A 20,739-nucleotide genomic window follows, 5' to 3' on the forward strand; every position below is an offset into this window, starting at 1 on the left:
CTTTATCAGACTCTAATAGATGGCGCGCTCGGAAGGATTCGAACCTTCGACCGCCTGGTTCGTAGCCAGGTACTCTATCCAGCTGAGCTACGAGCGCGCTAATGTTCCCGCAGGAACTTTGTGAAGTATATCACGTAAAGTTTTGTTTAAAACAAAAAAATTGACTCGAGGCCAATTAATGGCGGTGAGGGAGGGATTCGAACCCTCGATGCGGCTACAAACCGCATACTCCCTTAGCAGGGGAGCGCCTTCAGCCTCTCGGCCACCTCACCGATTTATTCCTTGGTAAGGAATGGCGCGCTCGGAAGGATTCGAACCTTCGACCGCCTGGTTCGTAGCCAGGTACTCTATCCAGCTGAGCTACGAGCGCGCAATAATCACTGTTTTAAACTTACTCTAATAAGAGCAAAGCAAGAATGGCGGTGAGGGAGGGATTCGAACCCTCGATGCGGCTACAAACCGCATACTCCCTTAGCAGGGGAGCGCCTTCAGCCTCTCGGCCACCTCACCATCTTGCGGAGGCTCATATTACGATTTACCAAAAATATGTCAAACATTTTCTTGGTAAAAATCATAAAAACCTTTCCAAACGTCGGCAATTTAATCAAAGCGATGCTAATTCACTCTTTTATCTAAAAATGAGTTTTATTAATTGCATAAAAAAGACCAACATAAGTCGGCCTTTTTTATCTCACTAGTAATTACCTGAAGTCGTATTACCATTGCCTTTTTCAGCTTGAATACGCATGTAAATTTCTTCACGGTGAACAGACACTTCTTTAGGTGCATTAACACCAATACGAACCTGATTACCTTTTACGCCCAGTACAGTGACTGTGACTTCATCGCCGATCATGAGAGTTTCGCCTACGCGGCGAGTTAAAATTAGCATTCTGTGCTCCTTGAGTAATCTCTGATTTTTCTTGCTACGAGGCTATTATCCAACAAAAGTTATATTTTCGTAAACTTTATTCTCAAACCTGATTAACTAGAACATACCCGTTTGGAATGATAGTTAATCGCTTGCGCTGAGACAAAGTACGCATGATGCAATATGTTTGCAGCTTTGTCGATGCTTTCTGAGGACAACACCCATGTCAATGAACCTTGGTTAACACTAGAGTGAATAACTTTAATACCTTGTTCAGCCAATAACGCATCAGATAACTCGAGCAATCCATGAAGCTGTTGACCAACGAGTGTCAGCAAGCTAACCTCTTCACTTATAATGATTTTATCACCAAAAATCAGTTCCAGTTTGGCATAAGCTTCATGTTTTATGATTATAGTCATCCCATCTTTGTGCTCAGACGCGCTCCAGATGTGGACTCCCAACATTTTACACTGTCTTTCAAAACTGAGGTAATCGTCATTGGCTAGATTAATGCAAATCATTTGACGCTGAATAGCAATACCACACAGAGGTTGCTCAGGTTCATTTCCTTTTAACAAACTTCCTTCTGAGGGGCTAAATGTCGATAAAACACGCAGTGGAACATAATTTTTCCTAGCATACTGCACAGATGGCAAATGAAGTACTTTTGCCCCTCGATAAGCCATTTCCTCCATTGATACACAATCAATGACATCAATTTTTCTCGCTTCCGGAACAACATTGGGGTCACAAGTGTATATACCATCCACATCAGTAAAAATTTGGCACTCATCAGCTTGTAGCGCACCAGCTAATGTCACAGCACTGGTATCTGAACCACCACGACCCAAGGTGGTGATATCCCCATATTGGTTAACCCCTTGAAACCCAGCCACTATGACTATCACATCTTGTGATAATAGTGCATCAATAGCAGAGGTATCAATGCTCAAGATCGAGGCGTTATTATGCTGATGATCAGTAATAATATTTGCCTGTACACCAGTCAAAGAACGTGATGAATAACCTTGTTTATTTAAGGCCATCGCTAATAGAGCCATTGATACCTGTTCACCAGTAGAAAGCAGGACGTCAAGCTCTCGAGCTGTGGGCACACTATCAATTTGCTTGGCTAAATCCATTAACCGATTAGTTTCTCCTGACATTGCTGACACAACGACAACAATTTGATTACCTTGATTTTTTGCCTTGATGATATGCTCAGCTACTCTATGAATATTTTCAATTGTTCCAACAGAGGTTCCGCCAAACTTTTGCACGATAAGGGGATGTTTCACCAGTCTTCACCTTCCCAAGACCATAGTCTTACTCGCACCACGAACTATTACCATATAACTGCTTGTGGTAGTAACAAAAAACGCCAAGAATTCTAAGACATCTAGGGGAGTGCCTGATTATTCACTTGGCTAGCTCAAAAAATTACGCTCAACCAGGTTAGGTTGAGCGTAAAAGTTTATAGACGTTCTTCTAGCCAAGGCTGAACTGTCTTTATAGCTTGTGGGAGTGCCGCAATATCACTACCCCCTGCTTGAGCCATATCTGGACGTCCACCACCTTTACCACCGACCTGTTCAGCAACCATTTTAACCAAATCTCCAGCCTTGACTTTACCGACTAGATCCTTAGTTACTCCAGCGATTAAGCCTATTTTGCCATCATTAACATTGGCTAACATGACAACACCGCTGCCCAACTGATTTTTGATATCATCTACCATGGTACGTAAATTTTTACTATCCGCACCTTCCATTTCAGCAATGAGAACTTTAATACCGTTGATTTCTTGAGCTTTGCCCATAATGTTGGCACTTTCTGCTGCCGCCATTTTGTCCTTAAGCTTTTGGATCTCTTTCTCTAGCGCTTTGGACTTATTAGCCGACTCCACCAACTTCTCTTCGTATTTAGCTTGCTGCATTTCAATGGTATCCAGCGCCGCTTCACCTGTTACTGCCTCTATACGGCGAATGCCTGCCGCTATCCCACCTTCAGAAGTGATCTTGAATAAGCCGATATCACCGGTGTTTGATGCGTGAATACCACCACAGAGCTCGGTAGAGAAATCTCCCATTGAAAGCACGCGAACCTCATCATCGTACTTCTCGCCAAACAAGGCCATTGCACCTTTTTGTTTAGCCGATTCTATATCCATGATTTGCGTTTCAATGACGTGGTTACGGCGGATTTGAGAATTAACCAATCGCTCCACCTGTTTAAGTTCAGCAGGTGTTACCGCTTCTAAGTGAGAAAAGTCAAAGCGTAGGTTTTCTGGCTTAACCAAGGAGCCTTTTTGCGTAACATGCTCTCCCAAAACTTGACGAAGTGCAGCATGCAGAAGGTGGGTGGCGGAATGGTTTAGCGAGATTGCAGCACGTCGCTTTGCATCAACCAAAGTTTCTACTTTGTCATCTTTGGCTAACACACCTTCTGCTAATACACCATAATGAGCAATGGCATTACCTAGCTTCTGTGTATCTTCTACTTTAAAAACACCCGATTGAGTTTTCAGCACACCTGTATCACCACACTGACCACCAGACTCTGCGTAAAAAGGCGTCTCATCTAAGATAACTATTGCTTTATCACCCGCTGATAATGACTCAGCCACTTCACCATCAACAAACATTTCGGTCACAGTGCTACTTCCTTGAGTGGCGAGGTAACCGCAAAAGTCAGAATGTGTTTGGGTTTTGATTGTCGCGTTGTAATCAGTACCGAACTGACCAGCTTCACGAGCGCGCTGACGCTGAGCTTCCATAGCCTCTTCGAAGCCTTGCTCATCAATCGAAAATTCACGCTCACGCGCAACATCGTTGGTTAAGTCTGCGGGGAAGCCATAGGTATCATAAAGCTTAAATACGGTTTCCCCATCAAGAACCTTGCCCTCTAGATTATCCAGAGCTTCATTGAGGATAGTCATGCCGCGCTCTAGGGTACGACCAAAGTTTTCTTCCTCAATTCTCAGCACTTTTTCTACAACCGCTTGCTGTTTCTTGAGCTCTTCACCAGCAGAGCCCATCACATCAGCCAAAACTCCAACAAGCTTATGGAAAAACACACCCTGAGCACCGAGTTTATTACCGTGGCGAACCGCACGACGAATAATACGACGCAAAACATACCCACGGCCTTCATTGGACGGCATAACACCATCGACAATCAAAAATGCACACGAACGAATGTGATCAGCAATTACTCGCAATGATTGGTTTGACAAATCTTGATAGCCAATCGTCTGCGCTGCTGCTTGAATAAGCTTTTGGAATACATCGATTTCATAGTTTGAGTGGACGCCTTGCATAATAGCTGAAATGCGCTCGATGCCCATTCCTGTATCGACCGCAGGCTTAGGCAAAGGCTCCATCGTACCATCAGCATGACGGTTAAACTGCATAAATACGTTATTCCAGATCTCGATAAAACGATCACCGTCTTCTTCCGGAGTACCAGGACGTCCGCCCCAAATGTGCTCGCCGTGATCATAAAAGATCTCGGTACATGGTCCACAAGGGCCTGTATCTCCCATGGTCCAGAAATTGTCTGACTCGTATTGTTTACCGCCCTTTTTATCACCGATACGCACAATACGATCAGCAGGAACACCGACTTGTTTGTTCCAAATTTCAAAGGCTTCATCGTCTGTTTCATAGACGGTGACCAAAAGACGATCTTTAGGCAGCTTTAGAGTCTCAGTTAAGAATTCCCAAGCATAAGCAATCGCATCTTGTTTAAAGTAGTCACCAAAACTGAAGTTACCCAGCATTTCGAAGAAGGTATGATGGCGGGCAGTAAAACCAACGTTTTCTAGATCGTTATGTTTACCACCAGCACGTACACAACGCTGAGCGGTCGTTGCTCGAGTGTAGGCTCGTTTCTCTGCACCTAAAAAGCAATCTTTAAATTGGTTCATACCTGCGTTTGTAAATAACAGGGTTGGATCGTTGTGTGGGACCAAAGATGAACTATCTACTATTTGGTGTCCCTTGCTTTCAAAGAATTTGAGGAACGCATTACGAACCTCGTCAGTGCTCATGTACATGCAGCGCTTCCTAGAAATAATCGAGTTAGAATTTTGCGCTATTGTAGATCATGCCAAGCTCCACGACTAGGCCCTGTTGATCTTTCACGCACTATTTTTCCAAAGCTTGGCAAATATTAGGATCTAAGTTATCTGTTAATCGGAAATGCACGAGTTTGTCGTTAGGCAGGTATACGAAGTGGAGAAAAGAGTGTGGGCTTGTAAACTCGTTAACAAAACCATTGTTAGGCTTAATCATATTCATTTTTGCCTAACGCATATTCTATCTGTTCAAAGGTAAAACCTCGATATTGAAAAAAACGAACTTGCTTAGCATATTGCTTTGGATCTTCAGCCTTTTGGCCATGAAATTTTTTTTCACCAACTTGTTTAGCCAATTCAAACCAATCTTGTGATTCTTCTTCCATCGCCAGATCGATTATCGCCTCTGTTACTCTTTTCTGCTTTAGTTCTTGGCGAATACGTCTCTCTCCATGTCCTTTATAAACATGTTGTCTTACTTGGCTTTTAGCATAGCGAAGATCATCGAGGTAGTTATGATCAAGGCAAAATTTTATCGCTTCATAAACTGTATTTTCATCGAAACCTTTATAAATAAGTTTTTGACTAAGTTCATACTCACCATGATCTCGTCGACTCAAGAGTTGCATCGCAACCTCTTTGGCAGATAAAGATGGCAAGGCTCTTTTAAACATAAGCTTCCTAAAATTGGGTATAAAAAAGCCCCACTCAGCTGGCAGGGCTCATAATCATTATAACGGTATAATAACTTACAACTCTTCTTTCTCTGGCATTTGCTCTAACTCAGCGTCATCAGCTTGAATTTCAGCGGGAGAAAGCAGCATATCGCGCAGCGTAGCATCAATAGTTTGCGAAACATTCACATTTTCACGCAAGAACTTGGCTGCATTCGCTTTACCTTGGCCAATTTTATCACCATTGTAGCTATACCAAGCACCAGCTTTCTCAATCAGTTTGTGTTTCACACCCAAATCAATCAGCTCACCTTCACGGTTAAACCCTTGACCATACATAATCTGAGTTTCCGCTTGTTTAAATGGCGCTGCGATCTTGTTCTTAACCACTTTGATACGAGTTTCGTTACCGACAACTTCATCGCCTTCTTTGATTGAACCTGTACGACGAATATCAAGGCGAACTGAAGCATAGAATTTAAGTGCATTACCACCTGTTGTGGTTTCAGGGTTGCCAAACATCACACCTATTTTCATACGAATTTGGTTAATGAAGATACACATACAGTTTGACTGCTTAAGGTTACCCGTTAGTTTACGCATAGCTTGCGACAGCATACGAGCCTGAAGACCCATGTGGCTGTCACCCATTTCGCCTTCAATTTCTGCTTTTGGCGTTAACGCAGCAACAGAGTCGACTACCATAACGTCAATCGCACCAGAGCGAGCTAATGCATCACAAATTTCAAGTGCTTGCTCACCAGTGTCCGGCTGAGATACTAATAAGGCATCTATATCGACGCCCAACTTTTTCGCATAAACAGGGTCAAGTGCATGCTCTGCATCAATAAAAGCACAAGTTTTGCCTTCACGTTGAGCAGCGGCAATAAGTTCAAGAGTGAGTGTGGTTTTACCTGATGACTCAGGACCATAGATTTCGACAATGCGCCCCATAGGAAGACCACCAGCACCTAACGCAATATCAAGAGAAAGTGAACCAGTAGAGATGGTTTCTACATCCATGGCACGGTTATCGCCAAGACGCATGATAGAACCTTTACCGAATTGTTTTTCAATCTGACCAAGTGCTGCCGCGAGCGCTTTCTGTTTGTTATCGTCCATCATTTTCTCCACTTCACTCATCACGTTGATTGATGATATTTGAATGCTTATTACTGCGTCAGAGCTATTCTGAGCCATCGATACAAATTATTATACTGTTGATTCATACAGTGTCCATAGCTATAGAGATTTTTTTTGTATCTCATCTGCATCTTGTTAATTTTTGTGAGTTTAATTTTAACTCTTCAGTTTTTCATACAATACTTGCAACGCAAAGGTTACCGCTTGCTGTCGTACTTCTGCTCTATCACCAGAAAAACATTGGGTATCAACTTTTAGCCATCCTTGGTCATCGGCCCATGCAAAACATACTGTCCCGACGGGCTTTTCTGCACTGCCTCCATCAGGTCCAGCCACACCACTAATGGAAACACCAATGTTGGCATTAGAATACTTAAGCGCTCCTTGCACCATTTCCACCGCCGTCATCTCACTAACCGCACCATGAGATTGAATGGTGTCTTCAGCAACCCCTAGCATCTCGACTTTAGCGGCATTGCTATAGGTAACAAAAGCACGATCAAACCAAGCAGAGCTTCCAGGTATATCCGTGATGGCTGCAGACACACCACCTCCAGTACAGGACTCTGCCGTTGTGAGGAGTAATTGATGGTATTTTAGACACTCCCCCAAGTTTGCCGATAAGATTTGCTGTGATTCCATATCTAAAAACCTCATTGTGACTTTTCGCCAAATCATGATTAACGTATCCTAAGCCGCAATAGACACAAACGAAAGAAATTACCCGTGAAAGCTGAACAAAAACACACTCCCATGATGCAGCAATATCTCAAGCTTAAGGCTGAGAATCCGGACATCTTGTTATTTTATCGGATGGGGGATTTCTATGAACTTTTTTATGATGATGCCAAGCGTGCCTCCCAACTGCTTGAGATTTCATTAACAAAACGCGGAGCATCAGCTGGTGAACCTATTCCAATGGCGGGGGTGCCATTTCATGCTGTGGAAGGCTATCTTGCAAAATTAGTTCAGTTGGGAGAGTCTGTCGCTATCTGTGAACAGATTGGCGATCCTGCTACAAGTAAAGGGCCTGTAGAGCGAAAGGTGGTGCGCATTGTTACCCCCGGAACCGTGACCGATGAGGCGCTACTTTCTGAGCGTATTGATAACCTCATCGCAGCTATCTATCACCAAGACGGTAAATTTGGTTATGCGACTCTAGATGTCACGTCAGGGCGCTTCCAATTGACAGAACCCCAAACAGAAGAAGCGATGGCTGCTGAGCTGCAACGCACTTCACCAAAAGAATTGCTGTTTCCTGAAGACTTTTCCCCCGTTGAGCTCATGGCCTCGCGCAATGGTAATCGCCGCCGACCAATTTGGGAGTTTGAGCTCGATACCGCCAAGCAGCAACTTAACCAGCAATTTGGTACCAGAGATTTGGTTGGATTTGGGGTCGAAAATGCGACGCTCGGACTATGCGCTGCTGGATGTTTGATCCAATATGTCAAAGACACCCAACGCACCGCACTACCCCATATACGTTCTCTTACCTATGATCAGCAAGATAGTTCAGTGATCCTCGATGCCGCAACTCGGCGTAATTTAGAAATCACCCAAAACCTTGCTGGTGGATCAGAAAATACGCTAGCAGAAGTCTTGGATCGCAGCGCCACAGCGATGGGAAGCCGAATGTTAAAGCGCTGGTTACATCAACCAATGCGAGACATCAAAACATTAAATCATCGCCTTGATGCAATTAGCGAGCTCAAAGAGCTGGCTTTGTTCTCAGAGCTTGAACCTATCCTCAAACAAATTGGTGATATTGAACGTATCTTAGCGCGTCTTGCGCTTCGCAGTGCTCGCCCTAGAGATCTGGCACGCCTGCGCCACGCGATGCAGCAGTTACCTGACTTGGCTGACACCATGGGTACCTTGGCTCATCCATACCTGACTAAGCTTGCCAATTATGCCGCGCCGCAGCAAACCGTTTGTGAATTACTTGAACGAGCCATAAAAGAGAATCCTCCTGTTGTAATCAGAGATGGCGGTGTAATTGCAGAGGGGTATAACCAAGAACTTGATGAATGGCGTAAATTGGCCGAAGGGGCAACCGAATATCTCGACAAACTTGAACAAGATGAAAGAGAACGTCATGGTATCGATAGTTTAAAAGTCGGTTACAACAATGTTCATGGCTTCTTTATCCAAGTCAGCCGGGGACAAAGTCATTTAGTTCCCCCTCATTATGTTCGTCGCCAAACATTAAAAAACGCTGAACGCTATATTATTCCTGAGCTCAAAGAGCATGAAGATAAAGTTCTCAATTCGAAATCCAAAGCATTGTCGCTCGAAAAGCAGTTATGGGAAGAGCTGTTTGACCTATTGCTGCCTAATCTAGAAAAACTGCAAAATCTGGCTTCAGCAGTATCACAAATCGATGTACTGCAAAATCTTGCTGAGCGTGCAGATAGCCTTGATTATTGTCGTCCGATCTTAACAGATGATACTGGCATCCATATTCAAGCCGGTCGCCACCCAGTGGTTGAGCAGGTATTGGATGAGCCTTTCATCGCCAATCCAATAGAACTCAATTCGAAGCGAAAAATGTTGATTATTACTGGTCCCAATATGGGGGGTAAATCGACTTATATGCGCCAGACAGCACTCATTGCCTTAATGGCTCATATTGGCTCATACGTTCCTGCTGAGTCCGCTCAAATTGGCTCCATTGATCGAATATTTACCCGTATTGGCGCTTCAGACGACCTAGCATCCGGGCGCTCTACTTTTATGGTTGAAATGACAGAAACTGCCAATATTTTACATAATGCGACGACCAAAAGTTTAGTTCTTATGGATGAAATTGGAAGAGGAACAAGTACTTATGACGGCTTGTCGCTTGCGTGGGCTAGCGCGGAGTGGTTAGCAAAACAATTAGGAGCAATGACCTTATTTGCAACTCACTACTTTGAGTTAACTGAGTTGCCAAATCAGATACAACACTTAGCTAACGTACACTTAGATGCCGTTGAACACGGTGACAGTATTGCTTTCATGCATTCAGTACAAGAAGGGGCTGCAAGTAAGTCCTATGGTCTTGCTGTCGCTGCGCTTGCCGGTGTACCAAAAAGCGTGATTAAAAATGCACGCGTCAAGCTATCTCAATTGGAACTGCTCAGCAAGACTGAAAGTAAACCTAACCCCAGCTTAGGTGATAGTGCAAACCAACTCAGTCTCATACCAGAGCCAAGTGAAGTTGAAGAGAAGCTGGCCAATATTAACCCTGACGATCTTACACCGCGCCAAGCTCTAGAAGAGCTTTATAGGCTGAAAAAGCTGTTATGACCAGAATAAAAATGGGCTGCGGTAGCAGCCCATTTTTTACCTACAGCTTTCTTCGAAGCAAAAGTAAAGCAATGGTCAAGAAAACAATACTTGGCATGACGGCGCCAAAGACTGGAGGGATACTGTATACCAAACTCAATGGACCAAAAAACTCACTGGATATATAAAAAGTAAATCCAGCCACAACACCAGAGAGAATCCGAGCTCCCATAGTCACGCTGCGCAATGGTCCAAAAATAAACGACAGCGCCATCAGCATCATCACTGCGATGGAAAAAGGTTGAGTCACTTTTCTCCATAATGCCAATTCATACCGCGAAGAATCTTGCTCCGAGTCCTTAAGATAGTGAACATAATCAAACAAGCCTCCCAGAGAAAGTTCTTCAGGCTTGACCGTAACTACCGCAAGCTTGTCTGGAGCAAGTGAGGTCGTCCAGCGGTATTCTGGAAGATTGGTCTTGGATATTTCAACGTCATCAACCATTTCTGTCACCTGGACATTCTTCATTAACCAATTGTTATCGGATAGATAATCGACTTGCTCTGCATAGACAACCGTTTCCAATTGCTTATCCGAATTAAATCGCCACATGTTCAGCCCATACAACTTGTCATCATCAATTTTGCCTATGAAGATAAAGTCATTAGCATCTCGGGCCCACACACCAGTCCGTACCGACATAATTGCGCCGCCAGATGTACTAAATGCACGTAGATCTCGCGCCATTTTTTGTGCTTGTGGTGCGCCCCACTGACCAAGTAACGTCACCAATACCATAAGGGGGACAGCCGTTTTAAGCACTGACAAACCAATATCGAGTTTGGAATAACCTGCCGCCTGCATAACAACTAACTCAGAACTGGATGCTAGCATACCAAGCCCAATCAGAGCTCCTAGCAAAGCTGCCATAGGGAAAAACATTTCAATATCACGAGGGATGCTCAGAATCACATAGAACAGAGCTTGCAGTAAATCATAGCTACCCTGACCAACCTTACGTAGCTGCTCTACGTATTTAATGATCGAAGAAAGGCCGACAAAGGTTGCTAGCACCAATGATGTAGTGGCAATAATCGTTTTGCCGATATAAAGATCAAGAATTTTAAACACGGCTTAGGCTGCCTTCTTTCTTTGTCTGATTTTGTCTTTTAGTCGCCGAATAAAAATGCTATCGAGCGAGTTGATTCCGATCGCGGTCAATAACAGGGCCGCATTAATTGGCCACATGCCGATGAAAGCCGGAATAGAACCATCTTCCAATGCTGATTTGGTTGCACTTATAGACAAGAAATAAGCCAAGTAAATCAAAATGGCAGGCCCCATTTTAGCAAAACGACCTTGACGGGGATTCACGGCAGATAACGGCACAACTAGCATGGTTAGAAGCGGTATACATACAACGAGTGAAATCCGCCATTGTAATTCAGCTTGAGCACGAGGATCAGGGTTAGAAATAAGTTGCAGAGTTGGAATCGCTTCCCAATCACGGCCTTGAGGCTTAACGTCACGTTGGCCAATTAAACCCTCATATTGTTTAAAATCAGTGACCATATAGTCAAGGCGAGTCGGTACCCCTTCATAACGAACACCGTCGTACATGCGGATTACTTGTCTCCCGTCACTAAGCTCCTTAACTTCCCCTGACTGTGAAAAAGACACACTTGGTAAGATAGAGTCACGTGGACGCATTTGAGCAACAAAAACATTCTTGAGTTTTTTGTCCTCAATGTCATCGATAAAGACGACTGAAGAGCCATCCGGTGTTCCTTGGAATTGCCCCTTCTGGAGCATATCAACATTGTTTTCAGCAGCAACTTCTTCTTCGAGCTGGATGAGTCGTTCTTGACTCACTGGTGAGAAAACAAACGCATTGGCACCGGCTAGTAAACCAGTAATCACTGCCAAATAAAGCGCAGCCCGAATAAGGAATTTATTGCCAATCCCCGTAGCGTTCATAACGGTAATTTCACTTTCCGCGTACAAACGACCAAAGGTCAGCAAAATCCCGAGGAACAAACTTAATGGCAGCATTAACAGCCCCATAGAAGGCATACTCAAGCCGACATAGTGCATTACCAATGAGGCTGGGATATCTCCATCTGAAGCCTCAGCTAAAACCTTGATCAGTTTTTGACTTAAAAAGACCAAGAATAGAATGAAAAATATCGCCAATTGGCTTTTGAGTGTCTCGCGGATCAAATATCTAACAATAATCACGCTGAAATTACCTATACAAAACTTGTTTTTTTAACTGAATCACTATAATTTCCCGTTGAACCTTTTATTATTTGAAATTTTGGCTAACTGTTAACGCGCTTATTTACAAAGTCATTCCAAACATGGAATCAACAAGTAAGACGCCATTATCTAACATTTAGTTCGATTTGTCTTCAGGATGTAGGAGTACGCATGGAGTTCAGTGTAAAAAGTGGTAGCCCAGAGAAGCAACGTAGTGCTTGTATTGTTGTGGGTGTATTCGAGCCACGCCGTCTCTCTCCAGTTGCTGAACAGCTAGATAAGATCAGCGACGGCTATATCAGTTCACTACTTCGCCGTGGTGATCTGGAAGGAAAACCTGGACAGATGCTACTGCTGCATCAAGTGCCTGGTGTGCTGTCAGAACGTGTTTTGCTTGTCGGTTGTGGTAAAGAGCGTGAACTGGGTGAACGCCAGTATAAAGAAATTATTCAAAAAACGATCAACACTCTCAATGAAACAGGCTCAATGGAAGCCGTTTGTTTCCTAACTGAGTTGCATGTTAAGGGACGCGATACCTATTGGAAAGTACGTCAAGCCGTTGAAGCAACCAAAGACAGCTTGTATACCTTTGATCAATTCAAAAGTATTAAGCCAGAGACTCGTCGGCCACTACGTAAACTCGTATTCAATGTACCTACTCGACGCGAGCTCAATTTAGGCGAAAAAGCCATCACACATGGACTCGCCATTGCTTCAGGTGTCAAAGCGGCCAAAGATCTTGGTAATATGCCACCTAATATTGCCAACCCAGCTTACTTGGCTTCTCAAGCACGCCGTCTTGCTGATGACTATGAGACAATCACAACCAAGATCATTGGCGAGCAAGAAATGGAAAAGCTAGGTATGACTTCTTACCTAGCGGTAGGCCGAGGCTCAAAAAATGAGTCTATGATGTCCATCATGGAGTACAAAGGAAGCACTGATCCAGAAACCAAACCTATTGTTCTGGTCGGTAAAGGTCTAACATTTGACTCTGGCGGTATTTCGCTTAAACCCGGCGAAGGCATGGATGAAATGAAGTACGACATGTGTGGTGCCGCTTCCGTGTTTGGTGCCATGAAATCACTAGCCAAGCTTAACTTGCCTATCAATGTTATTGGTGTACTTGCTGGCTGTGAAAACATGCCCGGCAGTAACGCTTATCGCCCAGGCGATATCCTGACAACAATGTCAGGCCAAACCGTTGAAGTACTCAACACAGATGCTGAAGGTCGCTTGGTTCTATGTGACGCCCTTACCTATGTGGAGCGATTCGACCCAGACTGTGTGGTCGATGTTGCTACTCTGACCGGAGCATGTGTGATTGCACTAGGTCATCATATCAGTGGCGTACTCTCCAATCACAACCCACTTTCCCATGAGTTGATCAATGCTTCTGAACAATCAAGTGATCGCGCTTGGCGTCTGCCCATGGCAGATGAGTATCATGAGCAACTAAAAAGCCCATTTGCGGATATGGCCAATATTGGTGGCCGTCCTGGCGGTACCATTACCGCAGGGTGCTTCCTGTCTAAATTTGCTAAAAAGTACCATTGGGCGCACATCGATATTGCTGGAACGGCTTGGAAATCAGGCGCAGCTAAAGGAGCGACAGGTCGTCCTGTCTCAATGCTTGTCCAATTTGTACTTAACCGAAGTGGCCAAGAAACGGAAGAATAATTTCCAAACATAAAAGGGCCGCAAGGCCCTTTTTTAATTCAGTAGTATGTTATGTCCAATGCAACCTTTTACATTATTGATCCCGACTCTCCTCAAGCAGACTCTAGTGGTTTTTTGCAATATATTGTTTTTTTAGCGGGTCACTTTGCCGCCCAAGGAGCAAAGGTATATCTAAATTGCGAAGATAAACATCAAGCTGAGCAATTAGCAGAGCTTTTTTGGCAAGTCGATGCTAAGCAGTATATCGCGCATAACTTAGTCGGAGAAGGGCCGAAATACGGCACCAATATCGAGATCGGATACCAAGAGGTAAAACCTTCTTGGAATCGCCAGCTAGTGATAAACTTGGCTAAAAATAAGACAACCTTTGCGAATAAGTTTGCAGAGGTGGTAGACTTCGTCCCTTGCGATGAAAAAGCCAAGCAACTCGCACGAGAAAGGTATAAAATCTATCGCCAAGCTGGCTTCCAGCTACAAACGATCGAAATAGATCATAACCCGTAATTCAATCCTTATAGTTAAGTCGATCTTGCTTGAGATCACTCACTTATAAAGATTGATAACGATTAAATTTAACCAGAACCAATCTTCGAATGGTTGGACTCGATGCGAGAAGTGTTTTATCCAAATCTGAATAATACCGGCTGTATTTATTGAGATGTTAACACCTTCAAACCGTGAGATAGTCCAGCGATAACGAGGAAATACGAGCGCTATGGAAAAGACATATAACCCAACTTCAATTGAACAAGCTCTATACCAAGCTTGGGAAGAAAAAGGCTACTTTAAGCCACACGGTGACACAACAAAAGACGCATACAGCATAATGATCCCGCCACCAAACGTCACTGGTAGCCTACACATGGGTCACGCGTTTCAAGATACCATTATGGATACGCTTATCCGCGCCGAGCGTATGAAAGGCAAAAATACCCTTTGGCAGGTAGGTACAGACCATGCTGGCATCGCTACGCAGATGGTGGTTGAGCGTAAAATTGCGGCAGAGGAAGGCAAAACTAAGCATGACTATGGCCGTGATGCTTTCATCGATAAAATTTGGCAATGGAAAGCTCAATCTGGCGGTACTATTACTAAACAGCTACGCCGTCTTGGTGCTTCTGTTGACTGGGAGCGTGAGCGCTTTACTATGGATGATGGCCTATCGAATGCAGTTCAAGAAGTATTCGTACGCCTGTATGAAGAAGATCTGATTTACCGTGGTAAACGTCTGGTTAACTGGGATCCTAAATTACACACTGCAATTTCTGATCTTGAAGTAGAGAACAAAGATAAAAAAGGCCACATGTGGCACTTCCGTTATCCGCTTGCCGATGGTGCTAAAACAGCTCAAGGCAAAGATTACATCGTGGTGGCAACAACTCGTCCAGAAACCATGCTTGGCGATACAGGTGTTGCGGTAAACCCAGAAGATCCTCGCTATAAAGATCTAATAGGAAAAGAAATTCTTCTTCCTGTTGTCAATCGCCGCATCCCTATCTTGGCTGACGAACACGCAGACATGGAAAAAGGGACTGGCTGTGTAAAAATCACACCAGCGCACGATTTCAATGACTATGAAGTAGGTAAGCGTCATCAACTTCCGATGATCAACATCCTAACCTTCAATGGTGATATTCGCGACTCAGCTGAAGTATTCACCACCAATGGTGAAGCCAGCGATGCATACTCAAGCGAGCTACCTGCTAAATATCAAGGTATGGAGCGTTTCGCTGCACGTAAAGCCATAGTGGCAGAATTCGAAGATCTTGGTCTTTTAGACGAAATTAAAGATCATGATCTTACTGTGCCATACGGCGATCGTGGCGGGGTTGTGATTGAACCAATGCTGACCGATCAATGGTATGTTCGCGCAGCACCACTTGCAGAAACAGCGACTAAAGCGGTTGAAGATGGTGAGATTCAGTTCGTTCCGAAGCAATACGAAAACATGTATTTCTCTTGGATGCGTGACATTCAAGACTGGTGTATCTCTCGCCAGCTGTGGTGGGGACACCGTATCCCTGCATGGTACGACAATGACGGAAATGTCTACGTTGGCCGAACGGAAGAAGAAGTTCGTGAGAAAAATGGGCTTGCTTCTGTGGTTGTACTTCGCCAAGACGATGACGTACTGGATACTTGGTTCTCCTCTGCTCTTTGGACATTTGGTACACAAGGCTGGCCTGAAAACACGCCAGATCTTAAAACCTTCCATCCTTCAGATGTGCTTGTAACCGGTTTTGACATCATCTTCTTCTGGGTTGCTCGCATGATAATGATGACGATGCATTTCTGTAAAGATGAAAATGGCAAACCACAAGTGCCCTTCAAAACAGTTTACGTAACGGGACTCATCCGTGACGAAAACGGCGACAAGATGTCTAAGTCGAAAGGTAACGTACTTGATCCAATCGACATGATTGATGGCATCGATCTTGAGTCTCTGGTTGAAAAACGCACTGGTAACATGATGCAGCCTCAGCTTGCCGCCAAGATTGAGAAAAACACACGTAAAACGTTTGAAAATGGCATTGAACCCTATGGTACTGACGCTCTGCGTTTCACCTTAGCCGCCATGGCGTCAACTGGTCGTGATATCAACTGGGATATGAAACGTCTCGAAGGATACCGTAACTTCTGTAACAAGCTTTGGAACGCCAGCCGTTACGTGTTGATGAATACCGAAGAGCAAGATTGTGGCTTTGGTGCAGGTGAGCTTGAATACTCATTGGCCGACAAATGGATCGAGTCACAATTTGAGTTAGCGGCTAAGGATTTCAACGCACACCTAGACAACTATCGTCTAGATATGGCGGCTAATACGATTTACGAGTTTATCTGGAATCAGTTCTGTGACTGGTACCTAGAGCTTACTAAGCCAGTACTATGGAAAGGCAGTGAAGCACAGCAACGAGCCACTCGAAAAACACTGATTACCGTGTTAGAGAAAACGCTTCGCCTTGCTCATCCGGTTATCCCGTATATTACCGAAACCATTTGGCAAAGCGTCAAACCACTGGTAGGCAATATTGGAGGTTCTAATTCAGCAGAAAACACCATCATGCTGCAAGCTCTTCCACAGTATGATGAAGCGAACTTCAACCAAGAAGCACTTGATGATATCGAATGGGTGAAATCCTTTATAACCAGCATACGTAACTTGCGAGCTGAGTACGATATTAATCCAGGAAAGCCTCTTGAGGTGATGCTAAAAGCTGCCAGCGACAAAGATGCGGCGCGCCTAGAAGCAAACAAACAAGTGCTGGTTTCTCTGGCTAAACTTGAGTCAGTACGCGTGCTTGAGTCTAATGAGACAACGCCAGCATGTGCGAGCGCTCTTGTGGCTAAGTCTGAGTTAATGATCCCGATGGCAGGGCTTATCGATAAAGATGCCGAACTCATTCGTTTAGATGGTGAAATTAACAAAACGCTTGGTGAGATCAAGCGCCTTGAAGGTAAGCTAGGTAACCAAGGTTTTGTCGCTAAAGCTCCCGAAGCGGTCGTGGCTAAAGAGCGCGAAAAACTGGCAGGCTATCAAGAAACACTCATCAAACTTGAAGAGCAAAAAACCACTATTGCGGCTCTATAAGCGCGAATTTGAAAGTAAAAAGGCAGCTTCTTCGCTGCCTTTTTTGTCACTCGCTTGCAGCTTGGATCCGCTGCTCAAAGTCAGGGTGAGTGCTCAGCCACTCTGGTATATCATGATTATATTGCTCTTGAAGCCGTTCAAACATCTCAGCCAAAGGTTGGCTAGTGCCATACAAGCTCAGCATCGCTTGCTTTGAGAAAGCATCAGCTTCAAGTTCAGCTTCTCTAGAGTGACCATTAGAGAGGAAAAACACGCCCAACCCTGCCAAGTTATCAACCACTCCTGAACTTTCACCAGTTAACAAAGCCACGCCAACCGACAAAAGACTTGAATGAACGAGTTTCTTTAGCATATGGCGATGATAGATATGACCAATCTCATGCAAAATAATACTATCGAGCTGCTGCTGGTCCCCAGCAAGTTCCACCATATCATCAAGTAAGACTATTTTTCCTCCAGGCAGAGCAAACGCATTTGCACCCATGTCTGATGCTCGAAATTCCAATTTAATCGGATAAGGCAGTGGTTCTAGCTGGGTAAGATGCTGAGAAACTCGCTTTTGAATCTTTTGTTGCTCTTCAGCGCTTAGTTTGCTCTCTTGCCAGCTATTATCTAGGCTTTGTAAAATTTTATCCCCCAGCGACACAGCAATATGCGAAGGGACGGCCTTGGCAATTTTATCGCTTGTCCATGGCAAGACATAGAAGTAAAGGCTTAATACCACCCCAACACAAACCAAAGCGGATAACAACCAAGCCAACCAGTTGGCTTCCATCTTATCGACCAAACTGCTGCGTTTGTTGGATGCTAACCATTGGTTAACGCTCACCGTTCTCTCAACTGTAAACACCCAGCCATTGGGAAAGGTGAATTTTACCGGAAGCTTACCAAGTGGCGCGCTAATATCTGCGTATTGTAGATCGCAGCTAATAATATCTCCGTCAACTCGCAAACTTAACTGGTTTGCTTGAGAGACATCGAGCTGAGCGATGTAGCGTTGTGAGCTGCGCGGCGCAAATGCCGTCCCATCAAATAGCATTAGCCAATGCCTATACCGACATCAAATGCTTGAGCCATTTCATCAGAAATAGCCGATTTTACATTGGCTGATTGAGAGCTGGCCTTCAACAAGCTCATATCGCCAAATACTGCGGTATTGTCTGCAATATAGCACGTTGTTCTTACCATAACCCATGGTCTTGCGATACCTAGGGTGAAGACCTGCAGTAAGAAGTTAGAAATAACCAGCCAAGTATAGCCTCGCGCCGTCATACTAGAATTGAACTGATAATGCTCACCGTCGCTTTGCTGTGCTTTAGCCGCTAGCTTGGAGAAAATATAATTACGAACCCGTGTGGTTGTATAAGCGGTTAACGCAATCGTTAGGACGATAAACCCGAAGTAGCTAATAAAAAATACGCCATAGGATGAATCGCCCATTAAAGAGGAAAAATCACCCGCCTGAATCGCCTCAAAATCTGCACCTGAAAACAGGGTGGAAAACACCCCAATCGTTAACACTATGCTCACACCAACAGCAAATGCTAGGGCTTTTAAATAGGTTTTGATAAAAAAGTGGGTTTCTATCTCGGCGCTAAACTTCCACTCACCAAACTGAAAGCCGTTTGAGAAATACTTATGTAAACCAGAGACAACCCAAGCGTAGATGATAGCAAGCAAAATCAATGAACCAAAGCCGAGCAATACAGCAAAGATAACCGACGTTTGGGCGACAAAAACCACAACAGCGAAGTATAGGCTAGCTGCTACAAATGCACCAAAACCTCGGCCTAATATCACTTTATACGCCTCTTTCAGTGACGAGTTGAAAGAAAAGTGAACATTGCGATAGCTGGTCATAGCGGCGTCAAAACGGGCGTTACTCCATAACAGCCAAGGAAGGGCGAGATAAAACAGTATCAGCAGCACTATGCTGGCGTTTGGTGAAAAGGAGTTGGCGACACCCCAGACAAATAATGCCACCAAAGCAACAAGACGACCTTTTAAAATTTGCATGGGTTGCGCGTGGTACTCAAAACTGTCCCCAGCAAGATAAGTGTTGCCATAAAAATAACGCTTGGTGCGCACTTTAGCCCAAGCAGAATACACGCCTAATGTAATGATTGAGAGCAAAATATTGACAATCCAAATGCCGAAAAACTCTCTACCCTCGCCTTTAAATTCGACAGGGTTGGTGATGTGCTGATCCATGGTTTCAATGTCCAAAAATAGTTAACGAAAAGAGTATGCGCACAATTTCTTACATTTTTGTTATTGAGTCTAATGATTAATAAAACACATACATTAGCCTTTGATATACATCACAAGTAACTCTTGATATAAGCCATTCACGCGAGCACCCTATTTCTCGCATACTGCAACTAGATAACAAAGCCTGCTGCCTTATTGTTCATGCTCTAAACTAAAACAAAGCATAAAAGTTTAGAGGTAGATAGTTTGTTCAAGTCGATAGCCACAATCGTCTTAGCACAGAGCCTACTTTCACCCTTTGCCTTTGCAGCCGAGAAAATGGTTAAGATCGCGGTCGGTAACTGGCCTCCATTTATCGGAAAAGAGCTTGAAGGTTATGGAAGCGTCGCCCAAACCATCAAACAAGCTTTTGCTATCGAAGGTTACCAAGTGACATTCACTTTTTACCCTTGGGCAAGAGCTTATGAAAAAGCGAAGAACGGCGAATACCACGCCACTGCAGTGTGGATGTTTGATGAGCAAAGAACCGAGCATTTTTATTTTAGCGAGCCCGTTTCTCAAGAGGAATTTGTCTTCTTTCATCATAAAGATTTAGATTTTGATTGGCTAACGCTAACCGACATACAAAACTTTGAGTTGGGCGGAGGGCTTGGATACAGCTATGGTTCTGAGCTCGATGCTCTTATCGAGTCTAAGGCTGTGCGCATTAATCGGGTAAAAACGCCAAGCCAAAACTTGTTACGCCTTTATCATAAGCGAATTGATCTTTACCCTGAAGAGCGGCATATCGGCCTGTACAACCTTGAGCAACAATCTTCAGATGTACAAAGTCACATCACCTATCACCCGACCCCATTTCTGAGCAATTTTGGTTATGTCATGTTTTCCAAGCAAAATAACACCAGCAGAGAGTTGCTAACGGTATTTAATCAAGGTCTGATTAAAATACGTCAGCAACAATAG

The 20,739-nt window shown here is 44.2% G+C and carries 15 protein-coding genes and 4 tRNA genes; 5 read left to right on the forward strand and 14 right to left on the reverse strand.

Features of this window, described 5'->3' with window-relative positions:
• Positions 1–20 precede the first annotated feature (20 nt).
• The 10 genes from MHN79_RS17990 to pncC form a co-directional block, all read right to left on the reverse strand.
• Positions 21–97 (reverse strand) — tRNA-Arg (locus MHN79_RS17990).
• 82 nt (positions 98–179) lie between these two features.
• Positions 180–272 (reverse strand) — tRNA-Ser (locus MHN79_RS17995).
• 21 nt (positions 273–293) lie between these two features.
• Positions 294–370 (reverse strand) — tRNA-Arg (locus MHN79_RS18000).
• A 47-nt stretch (positions 371–417) separates the two neighbouring features.
• Positions 418–510 (reverse strand) — tRNA-Ser (locus tag MHN79_RS18005).
• Between the two features lie 184 nt (positions 511–694).
• Positions 695–892 (reverse strand): carbon storage regulator CsrA, encoded by a 198-nt coding sequence (gene csrA / locus MHN79_RS18010; protein WP_114787819.1) that lies wholly within the window; start codon positions 890–892, stop codon positions 695–697.
• A gap of 92 nt (positions 893–984) precedes the next feature.
• Positions 985–2,172, reverse strand: a complete 1,188-nt coding sequence (locus tag MHN79_RS18015; RefSeq protein ID WP_239174009.1) for an aspartate kinase — start codon at positions 2,170–2,172, stop codon at positions 985–987.
• Between the two features lie 176 nt (positions 2,173–2,348).
• Complete coding sequence (gene alaS, locus MHN79_RS18020) at positions 2,349–4,931, reverse strand: alanine--tRNA ligase (RefSeq protein ID WP_239174011.1); 2,583 nt, start codon at positions 4,929–4,931, stop codon at positions 2,349–2,351.
• A gap of 230 nt (positions 4,932–5,161) precedes the next feature.
• Positions 5,162–5,626 (reverse strand): recombination regulator RecX, encoded by a 465-nt coding sequence (gene recX / locus MHN79_RS18025; protein WP_160932797.1) that lies wholly within the window; start codon positions 5,624–5,626, stop codon positions 5,162–5,164.
• Positions 5,627–5,701: 75 nt separating this feature from the next.
• A complete protein-coding gene (gene recA, locus MHN79_RS18030; RefSeq protein WP_152431735.1) occupies positions 5,702–6,748 on the reverse strand; it encodes a recombinase RecA in 1,047 nt (348 codons plus the stop codon).
• A 177-nt stretch (positions 6,749–6,925) separates the two neighbouring features.
• Positions 6,926–7,411 carry a nicotinamide-nucleotide amidase gene (gene pncC / locus MHN79_RS18035; RefSeq protein ID WP_239174013.1) on the reverse strand — a complete coding sequence of 162 codons (486 nt, stop codon included), beginning with the start codon at positions 7,409–7,411 and terminating at the stop codon, positions 6,926–6,928.
• Between the two features lie 84 nt (positions 7,412–7,495).
• Here pncC and mutS point away from each other — a divergent pair, with 84 nt between their 5' ends.
• The gene (mutS, locus tag MHN79_RS18040; protein ID WP_239174015.1) at positions 7,496–10,057 is read left to right on the forward strand and encodes a DNA mismatch repair protein MutS; all 2,562 of its coding nucleotides are present in this window, start codon (positions 7,496–7,498) and stop codon (positions 10,055–10,057) included.
• Between the two features lie 40 nt (positions 10,058–10,097).
• Here the strand turns inward: mutS and lptG are convergent, their stop codons facing one another.
• Positions 10,098–11,168, reverse strand: coding sequence for an LPS export ABC transporter permease LptG (gene lptG / locus MHN79_RS18045; RefSeq protein ID WP_239174017.1), 1,071 nt, complete (start codon positions 11,166–11,168; stop codon positions 10,098–10,100).
• A gap of 3 nt (positions 11,169–11,171) precedes the next feature.
• Positions 11,172–12,275 (reverse strand): LPS export ABC transporter permease LptF, encoded by a 1,104-nt coding sequence (gene lptF / locus MHN79_RS18050; protein WP_239174019.1) that lies wholly within the window; start codon positions 12,273–12,275, stop codon positions 11,172–11,174.
• A 192-nt stretch (positions 12,276–12,467) separates the two neighbouring features.
• Here lptF and pepA point away from each other — a divergent pair, with 192 nt between their 5' ends.
• From pepA to MHN79_RS18065, 3 genes are all read left to right on the forward strand, one after another.
• On the forward strand, positions 12,468–13,976 hold the full coding sequence (pepA, locus tag MHN79_RS18055; RefSeq protein WP_114787811.1) for a leucyl aminopeptidase: 1,509 nt from the start codon (positions 12,468–12,470) through the stop codon (positions 13,974–13,976).
• 51 nt (positions 13,977–14,027) lie between these two features.
• Entirely contained in the window at positions 14,028–14,480 is a 453-nt protein-coding gene (locus MHN79_RS18060) for a DNA polymerase III subunit chi (protein WP_239174021.1), read from the forward strand.
• Positions 14,481–14,691: 211 nt separating this feature from the next.
• Positions 14,692–17,565 carry a valine--tRNA ligase gene (locus tag MHN79_RS18065; RefSeq protein ID WP_239174023.1) on the forward strand — a complete coding sequence of 958 codons (2,874 nt, stop codon included), beginning with the start codon at positions 14,692–14,694 and terminating at the stop codon, positions 17,563–17,565.
• A 46-nt stretch (positions 17,566–17,611) separates the two neighbouring features.
• Here MHN79_RS18065 and MHN79_RS18070 read toward each other — a convergent pair whose 3' ends face one another.
• The gene (locus MHN79_RS18070; protein ID WP_239174024.1) at positions 17,612–18,604 is read right to left on the reverse strand and encodes a M48 family metallopeptidase; all 993 of its coding nucleotides are present in this window, start codon (positions 18,602–18,604) and stop codon (positions 17,612–17,614) included.
• Entirely contained in the window at positions 18,604–19,776 is a 1,173-nt protein-coding gene (locus tag MHN79_RS18075; RefSeq protein ID WP_239174025.1) for a YjgN family protein, read from the reverse strand. The genes MHN79_RS18070 and MHN79_RS18075 overlap by 1 nt, the downstream gene beginning before the upstream one ends.
• 246 nt (positions 19,777–20,022) lie before the next feature.
• Here MHN79_RS18075 and MHN79_RS18080 point away from each other — a divergent pair, with 246 nt between their 5' ends.
• On the forward strand, positions 20,023–20,739 hold the full coding sequence (locus tag MHN79_RS18080) for a transporter substrate-binding domain-containing protein (protein WP_239174026.1): 717 nt from the start codon (positions 20,023–20,025) through the stop codon (positions 20,737–20,739).

It is taken from the genome of Vibrio sp. Of14-4, assembly GCF_022347625.1.
Taxonomy (GTDB): Bacteria; Pseudomonadota; Gammaproteobacteria; order Enterobacterales; family Vibrionaceae; genus Vibrio; species Vibrio pristinus.